The sequence below is a fragment of the Borrelia sp. A-FGy1 genome (genome assembly GCF_014084025.1).
In the GTDB taxonomy this organism is placed as follows: domain Bacteria; phylum Spirochaetota; class Spirochaetia; order Borreliales; family Borreliaceae; genus Borrelia.
On record NZ_CP043691.1, the window covers coordinates 1 to 11219 of the forward strand.

Annotated in this window: 11 protein-coding genes; 5 read left to right on the forward strand and 6 right to left on the reverse strand. The window is 27.4% G+C overall.

Going from position 1 to position 11219, the window contains the following annotated elements; all coding sequences use genetic code 11:
- The first annotated feature begins 134 nt into the window (after positions 1–134).
- Genes F0310_RS05045 through F0310_RS05060 form a run of 4 tightly spaced genes read left to right on the forward strand, consistent with a single transcriptional unit; the run spans position 135 to position 2921 of the window.
- On the forward strand, positions 135–320 hold the full coding sequence (locus F0310_RS05045; RefSeq protein ID WP_182117882.1) for a hypothetical protein: 186 nt from the start codon (positions 135–137) through the stop codon (positions 318–320).
- Positions 321–348: 28 nt separating this feature from the next.
- On the forward strand, positions 349–819 hold the full coding sequence (locus tag F0310_RS05050) for a DUF261 family protein (RefSeq protein ID WP_182117883.1): 471 nt from the start codon (positions 349–351) through the stop codon (positions 817–819).
- A gap of 57 nt (positions 820–876) precedes the next feature.
- Positions 877–1542, forward strand: a complete 666-nt coding sequence (locus tag F0310_RS05055) for a hypothetical protein (RefSeq protein ID WP_182117884.1) — start codon at positions 877–879, stop codon at positions 1540–1542.
- A gap of 23 nt (positions 1543–1565) precedes the next feature.
- Positions 1566–2921, forward strand: a complete 1356-nt coding sequence (locus tag F0310_RS05060) for a PBSX family phage terminase large subunit (RefSeq protein ID WP_182117885.1) — start codon at positions 1566–1568, stop codon at positions 2919–2921.
- A gap of 121 nt (positions 2922–3042) precedes the next feature.
- Here F0310_RS05060 and F0310_RS05065 read toward each other — a convergent pair whose 3' ends face one another.
- The 6 genes from F0310_RS05065 to F0310_RS05085 form a co-directional block, all read right to left on the reverse strand.
- A complete protein-coding gene (locus F0310_RS05065; protein WP_182117886.1) occupies positions 3043–4671 on the reverse strand; it encodes a hypothetical protein in 1629 nt (542 codons plus the stop codon).
- Between the two features lie 86 nt (positions 4672–4757).
- Positions 4758–4880, reverse strand: a complete 123-nt coding sequence (locus tag F0310_RS05885) for a hypothetical protein (protein WP_255492104.1) — start codon at positions 4878–4880, stop codon at positions 4758–4760.
- A 160-nt stretch (positions 4881–5040) separates the two neighbouring features.
- Positions 5041–6126, reverse strand: a complete 1086-nt coding sequence (locus F0310_RS05070; RefSeq protein WP_182117887.1) for an ERF family protein — start codon at positions 6124–6126, stop codon at positions 5041–5043.
- A 294-nt stretch (positions 6127–6420) separates the two neighbouring features.
- Positions 6421–7056: a chromosome replication/partitioning protein gene (locus F0310_RS05075; RefSeq protein ID WP_182117888.1), complete on the reverse strand. Its 636-nt coding sequence runs from the start codon at positions 7054–7056 to the stop codon at positions 6421–6423.
- Between the two features lie 157 nt (positions 7057–7213).
- Positions 7214–7993, reverse strand: a complete 780-nt coding sequence (locus F0310_RS05080) for a ParA family protein (protein ID WP_182117889.1) — start codon at positions 7991–7993, stop codon at positions 7214–7216.
- Positions 7994–8076: 83 nt separating this feature from the next.
- Positions 8077–9471: a plasmid maintenance protein gene (locus tag F0310_RS05085; protein ID WP_182117890.1), complete on the reverse strand. Its 1395-nt coding sequence runs from the start codon at positions 9469–9471 to the stop codon at positions 8077–8079.
- Positions 9472–10322: 851 nt separating this feature from the next.
- Here F0310_RS05085 and F0310_RS05090 point away from each other — a divergent pair.
- Positions 10323–10733 (forward strand): hypothetical protein, encoded by a 411-nt coding sequence (locus F0310_RS05090; protein ID WP_182117891.1) that lies wholly within the window; start codon positions 10323–10325, stop codon positions 10731–10733.
- Positions 10734–11219: the final 486 nt, after the last annotated feature.

Genomic DNA, 11219 nt, shown 5'->3' on the forward strand with positions numbered 1-11219 from the left:
GGATTATGAATTCATGATTAATGAAAAACCTTCTTTTGCTAGATAGTAGCCTTATCCCTTAAAATATAAAATATAGACTATTTAAACTTATTGATTAACAAAAAATGGTATAATTATGTAAGTTAGAATTATATATGGCAACTTTATTAAGTTTTATAAGTTTACTCTTAAGTTTTTTATCTGTTTTTTTTGCTCTGTCTTTACTAGTCTTGTTTGTAAGAAAAAGTTTATCTAGGCTTGCTAATAAATATGAGGCTAGAAAAGAATATATTCGTAGGCCTAAAGAATTTGAAAATTTAGTTAAAAAAAATAGAAAATAAAAATAAAATCAAATCCCTAAATAAGAATATGGTGAAGGAAATAACAAAGATAAAACAACATAACACTATTCTAGATACTAATATAAGAAGATTGGGTGGCTATTATTTATCACTACTCTTTTACATCAATTACTTTACTGGTGAAATTGACTTTACAGCAGAAGATATTAATAAATATTATTTTCTTTTCCTAAAGAAGGGTTTTCTAGATAAAAGTTCACTTCCTAAATCTCCATGTCTTATTCTAGAATATTTCGGTTTTATTAGACCAAGATGTCGCTATGAACGTGTATTAACCCCTATAGGGAATAATGAATTTAGCATTTACGAAGTCTATATCAATTCCCTTGATACTGTGCATCATATAGCAAAATGTAAAAAGAAAATCTTATATGACAGTAGAGATATGGCTAGTCTAGGCATTAAATCTCGTAATATATCAAAAAGAGTATTCTCATATTTAAGTATTAATGCCCAGTATGCATTTCAATTGCCTTAAGTATCAATTAATCTCATATTTTAACTAAAATTATGTTAAGATTTTAACTTAGGATTTATGAAGAGCAAGATTTATAAGGGGAAATATGTGAAATATTATAAACCTTTTATTGAAGGTGAGGTTAACGTTAGTGATATCGCACGCATAGAGGGTGTCAGCTATTCTAGTGCAAGTAAAGCTATGAATAAATGCCTTAGTTCTTACAGACAAACACAAAAAACTATTTTAAATAATGTTAATTCTAAGTATACTACCACTGGTGGCAGAATACTTAATTCAAGTAATATTGATAATATTTTATGTAGTGGGAATGGGGATGAAGGTATTGAATACTTAAGCAAAATTACTTCTATTACTGCTTTACAAAAACTTGCTAGTGTTGATACCCTAAAAGTAGAGGTTGCTAAACTTATAAGTAATCTATTTTTCAATAATAAGCACACCGAAATTGTTATAAAAGAGCAGGTATATAATGCTTTATGTTCTGACCTTGCCCGTATAGAGCATGCCTTGCACAACGCTTATCATAGTGTAGAAGAACGCAATAGACTTATAACAGAGAGCTTGCAGCTTAAAGAAGAGATTAAAAGACATAAGCTAACCTTTAAAGAAAAAATTCTTTTAAAAAGACTTAAAATTGAAAAGCAATATTATACCTCAACACTTAATGATAAGGAATTTAAGCAAATTGTTAAAACATACCTTTATAACGATAATTTATAAACTATTGTTATAATTACTACATTATGAATTCTAAACTAGAAAAGCTCTTATATTTATTTCCCTATAAAACGGCAAGTAAATACAAAAGAATATTTAAATATATTCCTGCTAGTAGTGCAAGGCTAAATATTGATTTTGACTCATTTGAATCTAATAATCTACTTCCCAAACAAAAGGAAGTACTAGAGTCAATTAAGAAAGGTGATATAAGCAAAATTATATTAAATGGTGGGATTGCTAGTGGTAAGACATTTCTTGCATGTTATCTTTTTATCAAAAATTTATTAAAACACAGAGATTCTTACACAAAAAATGTAAATAATTTTATTATGGGCAATTCACAAAACTCAATAGAAGTTAATATCTTAGGAGAGATAGAAAATATATGTGATATACTTGGCATTTCTTATGAAAAGAAAAAACAAAACACTTCTTTTATTTTAATAGATTCACTTAGAGTTAACCTTTATGGTGGTGATAAGACTAGCGATTTTAAACGTCTTAGGGGATGTAACAGTGCATTAATGTTTGTCAATGAAGCTACAACTCTTAGTCAAGAAGTTATTCAAGAAGCTTTAAAAAGACTAAGGATAGGCAAAAGAATTGCTATCTTTGATACAAATCCTGACTTCCCTACACATTTCTTTAAGACTGATTATATTGATAAAACAAGCATTTATAAGACATATAATTTTACTACCTATGATAATAATAAAATAGCAAGCGATTTCATTCGTGAACAAGAAATTACATATGAACATCTACCTACATACAAAGCTAGAGTGCTACTAGGCAAATGGGTTGCAAGTCATGAGTCCATTTTTCACCAAATAGAATTTACTTCTGATTATAAATTTAGTGCTCCTGTGTGTTACATTGACCCTGCTTTTACTATTGGGGGCGATAATACTGCTATTTGCATACTAGAGAAATATAAAAATAAGCTTTATACATACATTTATCAAGATAAACGCCCTGTTTACGATGAAGATATCCTTTATAGGATTAAGACAATTATTGAAGGGTTTAATGTAAAAATTCTTTTTGTAGAAGATAGAGATAGCGTTAAGGGTATGGGAAGACTAACACAAACTTTACTAAATCTACGTAGTCAATGCGACTCTTTTTTTAGAATCGATCCTGTTAAACCTATTTCAAATAAATTTAATCGTATCTGTTCTTTAATCCCCATATTTAACAGCAAATTACTAGAATTCCCTAAAGATATTGATAAATCTGTTATTAATGATATTTATGCTTACAAAGGTGATGGTAAAACTTGTGACGATGCCCTTGACGCATTAGCTAATGCCTATCTGCTTCTTATAAGTAGTAATAAAGAAAAGCAAATTCACTTTACTAGAATTAAATATTATTAAGTCTTGCTTTACAGACTAAAAATAAAGATAAAATACGCTCTAGGCATGTTTTATCTTTATAAAAACTAATTTCTTCTATCTATACTATGTTGTTATTAGCAACTTAGCAACACTTAAAAAATTAATCCTCACAATTTGTGGGCATTCTTTTCTTGCCTTCCGTAAAATAAGTAACATATCTCCTATCTTTAGTAAATCTCCCAGCCATCCCATGCTCATTAAACTGCTCTTTCTGCTTCTCAAGTTCTCTTTCTCTAAAACACTTAATACCTTCTGCATATTTATCTTTTACCTGCAAATAAAGGGCAACATATTTGTTAATATCATCATCCCAATCATCTTTCCTATTAGGAAGTAAAGGAAAGTGTTTTAGTATCAAATATAAATCCTCAACTTCAAGATAATCATAATAAGATTTATTTATTCTGTACTGTTCTGCAAGTTCATATAAATCATTGCTACTAAAATTAAAATTTTTATCATTAACTTTCTCTTTAATATGAGCTTTAATTTGTGTCTTAATCTGCTCTATTCTTCTCCTATTAATATCATCTTCTCCTGCATTATCATGATTATCATTATCAATACTTGATAAAAATTTCATATTATTACAACCATAAGAATTATGATTACACTTATAAGTTTCTTGTTTATAAGTATAGCAATCAATGTCTTTTGCATTATCTTTACCATCTAATGTTTCTCTATACTCAGTAAAACCTCTAACAACTCTTGAGCAAGGATATCCCTTTTCTTCTAATAAGCCAAACAAACCTAACTTAGTCTCATTAATGTGGACATTAACTGAATCTAACCTCTCTTGCGATAAAAGATAATCATATTCGTTACTCTTGTTATTCCCTGTTCTAACTGAAGGATGAATCCCTATGATATTAAGCCTGTCTAGTATGTTAGTATACCGGTTTGTAGTAAATGTGAAAAGAATATCTCCTGATTGGTACATACCAGAGTCATCAATAAATGGAAATTGGTCATGTATCAGGCTTTGTAATATCTTAGCCTTCTCTTTTTTCTCACGAACAACAGTATCCATTATTTGTTGTGCATCCTTTTCTAGGGTGTCAATCTGAATAAGTAAATCTTCTAACACATAAGCTTCCTCCTCACTTATAACAACCTGTTTTCTAGGAAAGTAGGAAAGCAATGCTTTTTTATAACAATAACTAGAATTTACCAGTTTCTTGTATAACTTAGTCTGTCTACTCTCTAATTCTTCTTTCAAAGAGTCCATATATTCATCCTCATTCTTATTTGCAATAATATTACTTACTATTTCCTTGTAAAGCGAGAATTCATTTAAAAATTCATAAGCTATATTAAACATATAATCAATGAATGCCTGATTTCGTTTTACAACACATCGTTTATTACCATCACTCATAGTAAAGTACAAATTACATGTATTAACCCCTGTGTTTTCAATCTGTGCTTGTGCTTGTGCATAAATAGCAAGAAAGTATTTATATCTAAGTGGATTGACATATTGATTAAAATCTTTTATGCAAGCTAGATACTTTTTATTCTCACTATATTTAAGCTCTAAAAGCTCTATAGTCCCATCTCTTCTTAAAATCCAACCATCTATTGTAGAGCCAATAGGTGCCTGACTACCCTTGTATTGTTTGAAATAATTATATCCATCAATACCATTCTTATATTTATTAGGATAAATCTTACTAATCTCATCTCCATATTGTCTTTCATAAAGAGTAAAGGATAACCCTTCCATTATCTTATCCTTCTCCATCTGTTCTGTTGTTTTAAATTTAACAAGCCCCGTCTTTTGTGCAATAACTTTTATATAATCATCATGTCCTAAAAGGATACTTCCATCTCACTAGCACCTAGTCTAGTCTGATTCCTTCTCTGCTCATCAAAGCTTCTATCTCTGCTGTATTTGCTAAATTCACCTTTTTTAACCCTAGGCAATCTTTTCATTATTTATCTCCTCCCTTTAAACCTCTTATAAAGAGCATACCTACACTCTCCTGTATTGCTCTTCACTTTCTCTCTTAACTTGTCTTTTATGCTTTACAGTAACTCTTTTAAGCTTATATGTATCATCTATCCCTTTTAGTAATTTAACCAACATAAACATCTACTCCGCCACATTCCAAGAATTACTACCAATCCTATTAGTAATTTCAATATTAGAGTATTTATGCAAATTACTATCTCTATGCTCTATATTATCATTTGCATATCTATTGACATTCTTAGTAAACTCAATTGCTTTCTTTTCAAGAATCCTATCCTGTTCTTTTGCCCTTTTCATCTCTTCTATCCTATCTTTGAATTTGTGCTCTAATTTAGAAAAACTATTTATTCTATCTTGCATTTTATCCTTAAACCCCTTACCATAAAACCACCCTGCACTTACACTAATAAGCCTACGTGACACATAAAACTTAATCTTACTAGCTATATCTTTTTCTGCTAGCTTATCTAGGGCACTATATAGCTTTTTTCTCTCTTCTGGTGTATCTAAATTTCTCTTTTGATAACCACTACTATAGCTATCATCATTGTTATTGCTATTATTGTTACTAAAATTATTACTAACAGCAAAGCTTTTGGCCTGTGTCTGCCCTACTGCTTGTTGTCTTGAAACAATCTTACTTGTGTGTTTGCCATCAAAATTGCAATCATTATCTTCTACTAGTCCTATAATGCCGAAAAACTTGACTAAAACATATCTGCAAAAATAAGTAAATGATGCCCCTAAAACTTGTTGTATTGTATTATTTGCCTGTCTTCTCTCTGTCTTAGTTAAATTTGCATACTCACTTCTAAACTGCATATCAAGCTTGTAAACTTCAAGAGTCTCACCCATATTAAGATCCGTCTTGATTATGTGCTTGTATCCATTTTTTGTGTGTACAAATACAGTTTCAATATAATTAATCTTAACGCTTCCAATAATTTCATATTTTATCTCTTGCCATATTGCAACATTAATATCATGTTCATCAATAACAGTATTAATTGTTTCTAAAATATCATCCATATGAAAATAATCATATCCCCTGTCCTTGCCAATATTGCATCTCCCATTCTTAGCTATTGGCTTTAAGCATGCTTTAAGCCTACGAAGTTCACTAAGAAGTTCAAGCTCTCTTACTGCATCTGGCTTGCTTACCTCTTTCTCCATACTAGAGTAGTTATTATTTATTGATTCATTCATATTATGTCTCCTTCATACCTTTTTGGGTGCTAATCAGCTAAACTCCACCTAATTAAATTTTACATTATCTAAATAAATTGTATAAAAATACATTTTATTTGTCAATAAATTATTACATATTTTTTAAAATTTTAATCAATTTTACTTTTTTTGCTAAAATTATTACTTCTGTTATTTACTTTATTATTATTGTTTTTTTTGTTACTTTTTTTTAAAATATATAAAAAAGAGATTTCCTATAAGAAAGATAAAAAGGAAATCTCTAATATGAGTTACTACTATGATAGTAGTAACTTAATCTGATTTTTGATTTACATCTTCTACTAACTTTTGCTCTTCTTCTGCTTCAATAACATCTTCTAAATTAACTCTTCTTTTTCTTCTTTTTTCTTCGTTAAAATCAAAAAGAAAACTATCCAATAATTGTCTTTGCTCATTATAGATTCTGGATAAAGTATATGATGCAAACTTAGTATTTGATTTAAAATATTTATATGCATTGTCAGATGGTATTAATATTCTTAAAGGGATTACTTTATCTGTCTTTTTATCTTCTTTTAAGGTTTCAATATTCCCCTGTTCTAATGCAACTCTAACACTATTAATCCCTCTTTTTATAATATCTTGTTCTGTTATATACCCTTCTTTTAATGCTCTACCAATTTTAATATAACTATAAATACTTGTTGTTGATAATCCACATTTTTTAATAAATGCTGTAAAATTACCAAATCCTCCCAATATATATAATTTATCCTCAAATATTTCAAATACTGTTTTAGTCATTTCAATCTTTGTTCTTACATCTTTAGCAACTAATGTTTCAAGTTTCTCCATAAGTTCTAAATATCTTTGTCTTTGTACTTCCTTTTCTTCTTTCCATTCTTTATTTATTAGTCTTGAATTAAGACTGGGCACTAATTTTGCCATATTTTACTCCTCCTTTATTTTTGTTAAATTTACTAACAAATAAATCTCAATTTAAATAGTAAATAGATATCGAGCCAAGCCATTAAACTTAAATCTTACGCATAGCTAAATCTTTAAATATTTTATGATTCATAAAAATCGAATACTTTCATTTTAATCAAGCCATGATTCTTGATTTAGATATAAAATTATTCCAAATTGTTTGATATTCACTTACATAATCACATGTCATATCAAAGTCAATCTTAGAAAAGATACTTCTATTTAAACTCTCACGTTCTGACACAAATCCTAAGAGATTACTTCTCTTATCAAGTTCATTATATAGACGCTCATAAGTACTTCTTTTTCTAAATTTAGTTGCTATTGTATATATAGGAATTACTAATTTCAATCTATCATAAACTTTATCATAAATAAGTTCTAGACTCTCAACTGTCCATAATTCACATACAACAGGCACAATTACATAATCACTAATAAAAAGAGAATTTACTAAAAAAATATCTAGTGAAGGTGGATTATCAATTAAAATATAATCATATACTCTTGTTAATCCTTGCATTGCATCTTTTAGAAAAAATTTTGCTTCCTGAAATGTTATAGTGTTGCTATCCCAACAATCTTCTACAAAATCTTGCAATGTGTAATAGCTAGGAATTATATCAATGTTTCCCTCTACACTAACAATAGCATTATCAATACGTATTTCATCCTTTAATATTTTATACACGTTAATGCTAGCAACATTAACATTATGTTCTTTAAGTTGTTTATTGTAATAACTAGTAATAGAAGCTTGTGTATCCATGTCAATGAGTAAGACTTTATGTTTTTGTGCTAATAGTTTAGCTAGAATTAAACAAGTTGTGCTTTTACCAACACCACCCTTAATGCTTGCTACTGATATTATTTTAGGTACTTCTTTAGCTTCCAATCTTTATATCCTCCTATTTTAAAGATTTATCACTAATAAATATATGTCTGCCTCTAAATTTTACTTAAAATAATAAAAAGATATCAAGGGATGCTATTTGATACTTTTAGCGTGTTTATCTCATTATTACTACTCATATACTCCTCATTTTTTAGTCTATCCATAAAATCATAAAGATATGTGTTGTCTTTAATCAATGCCCATTCAATATTTTCTATAGTCCTCATATAATTTCTTACTTTAAATCCTATTTCCTGCACCTCTATACTAGGATATTTTAAAGTTGCTCTATCTAATATTATGCTAAATAATGCACTTCTATTATTTGCTTCTGTTTCTTCACTTGTCTCTACTTTATAGTATTTATTTTTAACATAATTTATAAATCTTGACAAATCTTTGTACTTATTGTGCTCTAAAATGAAATGAGGTTTAGTTTTATACTTGTCAAATAGCTTGGTAAATTCTATGTCTAAATCCTCTTGTTTGTAGTGTTTCTTTATAAGTTCTTGTTTTACATTTTCTATCATTTTTTGTAATGAATCTTTTCGTTTCCTATTAAAATCTTTAGTTATGTACATGTTCTTCTTATAAATAACCCCGTCTTTAACCTCAAATTTACTCTTATCACCATTAAAATACTCTACTATTCTATTAAAAAAGCCGTACTCATTAAATTTATACAAATAGTATGGATTTTTATAGTTGTTCTTTATAATAGGGAACACTATTGCTTCAAGCTCATTTGTAAGTGTATTCTTGCATTCTAATTCAATTCGTTTGTAGTTTTTTAAGTGATTTATCTTGTTACTTTCGTTGGTATCTAGTTTGGATATGAGGCTTAAAATATTAGTAGATTTAAATTCACATTTATTAGCATATTTTTCGTGTCTTGTTTTGTTCTTTTTATTTTTTTTGTCTTTCTTAAAAGATTCTTTTGAAGTTTTTATTAAAGAGTGATTTTCTCTTTTTTCTATATTCTTTATGTTATTATTTTTATTATTATTATTGCACTGGTATTTATCATAGGTATTTTTTGTTAAAATCTTTTTATTTTGATTTTCACTTTTATTTTGTTTTTTTTCCCAATAAGCTTTAAATTTTATGGAAAAGCTTTTCTCTTTTTCTTCCATAAAATGATTATTAATTAATCTATTACATTCTTTTTTATCATGAAGTAAGGTGTATCTAATCTCACTTCCCTTTTGTTTTCCTTTTCTATGACAATAATTGTCAGTTATTTTTAATTTTTCAAGTGTATATAAGTATTTTCTAAAAGTTTCTTGTGAAACTATCTTTTTTCTAAATCTTTTTTGATTAAGAGTAAAACAATAATATAAATATTTTTGTGTATATTGTTTATGCTTATTATTTACAAAATCAAGCGTTGATACTAAAATAACAAGATTTGTTTGTTTTGTGCTGCTACACTCAGTGGTTAAGCAGTGGTATTTTTTTTGATTGACATTTTCTATCATGGTTCTCTAATCTAATTCCTTGATATATAAATTTCACGGTTTGTTAAGTCTTTATATCTTAACAGTATTTATTAAGACATAAATTGTTAAAAATGTAAATAGGTTTTAACTAAAAATAAAAAAAGTTTTTTAACTGTAATTTCTGTGAAATTTGGGTGGAGATCAATTTGCTAATAAAGTGAACTGATATTGATAAATCAAAGAATATAGAAATAGCAATTCACTATAAAATGAGCTAATTTCTTAGCTGAAGGTATATAAAATTTTATTTTATTTTTTGATATTTTTCATTCTTTATTTTTAGTAGTTTATTTTTTATAAATTTTTATAAACTTTTATAAAAAATTTTAAAAAAAAGATTATCCTTAGCAAAAGTGTTCATATTTTTTTTAAAAAAAAGAATAAAAAATTTGCTTTTTAGAAAAAAAATGTATATAATGAGCTTGGGTTATAGTTTTCGTTTCATGTGTTCCTAGAGCTATAACCTATTTCACGGAAAAAGAAAAGGCTTCTCTTAAGAGAAGTTTTTTTTATTTGACTTGTTTTTTTCTAATGTATATGCATAATATGTAGTATAAAATAAGTACAAATTAGTATTCATTATTTACTACGCGTAAATATCTGAAACTTCTTTATTACTTTTTTAAATTATAATTAGCTAAGCTATAAAGTCCCGAAAGGGGCTTTATGCTTTTTAGAACAAGAATGTTGTTTTTATAAATTTTAAGTAAAAATAACAAAGAATTTTTTACCTATAATTTCTGTGAAATTTAGGTGGAGATTTTTTTATAATAAATAGATTTGTTTTGATTTTAAACATTTATTATATAATTACTATAAGGATGTGACTTATGCAAGAACAAGTGGCTAGTAAAGAAGATATTCTCTTAAATGAGTTTACTTCTAATGAAGGCTTTAATAAGGCTTTTGCTTCTAAAATTGTCAATAAATATATCAGTGAAGAAATTACTAAAAAAGATGTTGAGCATATTGAACTTAAAATTGAAAACACTAAACTTGAACTTGAACGCAAAATAGATAATGTGAGTGCAGAAGTGAAAATAGTTAAGACTGAACTTGAACGTAAAATAGATAATGGATTATCTGAACTTAATAGCAAAATAGATAATGGATTATCTGAAATAAAGGCTATAAAAATAGAAATAGATGGCAAACTTAGCAAGATCAATTGGATGATTACTACACTAATTACAATTAATGTAGCAATACTAGCTACATTAATTGCTGTTCTATTTAAGTAGAAGATTTGCCTACCAATCAAAATAGAATGTTAAAGGGAAACTCTTTTAGAGTTCAGAATATTTATTGTAAACAGCCCCAGCAATAGGTTTAGTTTGTAATGTATATGATTTTAATAAAAGAACCTAAAAAGCTATCATGGGAAGATATAAGAAGCTATTTCTATAATCTTTGCTTTAGAAATAGCAGTTCATACTTTTTAGGGAGACTATTTTACAAAAATTAATACTCCCTGTTAAGTGGTTTTGTGTGAAGGGGAGTATTAGTGTGAATATATTGATAATGACTTATCTATAAAGATTTGTATATCTTTATTTTAGCATATTTCACTACTTATTGCTTTAATAAATAAAAAGCTCTTTTCATAATATTTGTGTATTTTCACCTAATAAAGGATTTAGTGATACTTGTTTCATTTACTAATTTGTTTTGAATATTTTCTATACACTGCTTCTGCTATGGGTTTAGTTATAGCAATATATTCCTTC